The sequence below is a fragment of the Cellulomonas pasadenensis genome (genome assembly GCF_047229365.1).
Lineage (GTDB): Bacteria > Actinomycetota > Actinomycetes > Actinomycetales > Cellulomonadaceae > Cellulomonas.
This window is the reverse complement of the sequence record NZ_JBFTEP010000282.1, coordinates 1-961: the sequence shown is the minus strand read 5'-3', so window position 1 is coordinate 961 and position 961 is coordinate 1. Positions and strand designations below refer to the sequence as shown.

Genomic DNA, 961 nt, shown 5'->3' with positions numbered 1-961 from the left:
CCCCGCCCGGGGCCGGGGCCGCCCCCACCCCCGCACCCGCCCTTGGGGGTCTGCCACGCGGGCCGGCCGGGCGGGTGGGGTCTGGCGCGTCGTCGCGCGGGCGGGGCGGCCGCCGCGCCGCGTGGGCGAGGGCGAGGAGCAGCACCGCGCCCGTGGTCCAGGCCACCGGGCGCAGGTCGCCGGTGCGGACGACCAGCGAGGGCGCGAGCGCGAGCGCGCCGAGCGCGAGCCAGCGCACCGGGGCGCCGGCCGGACCGCGTGCGGCCAGGACGGCCGCCGCGAAGGCCGTCACGGCCACCGCGGCGACGGGGGCGTCGACCAAGTGCGGCGGCACGACCGCGGTCGCGACCGCCGCCGACCCTGCGGCGAGCGCCAGGCCGAGGTCGCTCAGCAGCGGGGCCGGGGACGGGACACCCGGGCCCGTCGGGCGGCTCGGCGCGACCCGCACCGCCCGACCGGCTCCCAGCAGTGCGGCGGCGACGCCGACGGCGCCGAGCAGCCCGAGCCGGACCGCCGCCGACACGGTGCCGGCCTCCGCTGCGTTGGAGGCCGCCACCGTGGTGAGCAGGGGCGGCAGCGCCACCACGGCGAGCACGCACCACGGGGCGAGCGCGACGACGAGGGCCGGACCTCGACCCGGCCACGAGCGGCGGCCCGCGGCTGCCGCCGCCACGAGCAGCGCGCCCGCGGCGAGCGCCCACGGCTCGACGAGGGCGGCGGTGCCCGGCGCGGTCGCGACCGCCTCGGTGAACCCGCGACGACCCGGGCCGAGGAGGGCGAGCGCGGCGAGGAGGACCGCGAGCGCCGCACCGCCCCGGCGGGCGTCGGTTCCGGTGCCGCGCCGGGTGAGGAGGAGCGCCGCGGCGCCGACCAGCACGGCGGCGGCGCCGGTGAGCACGCCCCGGTCGAGCCAGCGGTCGCCCACGGGCAGGACGGCCGGCAGGACCGCGGTGGGCAGCGT

At 83.1% G+C, this 961-nt stretch carries 1 pseudogene; it reads right to left on the bottom strand.

The features are described 5' to 3' along the window. Positions 1–961, bottom strand: a pseudogene (locus tag AB6N23_RS18475) (hypothetical protein); the annotation flags it as partial.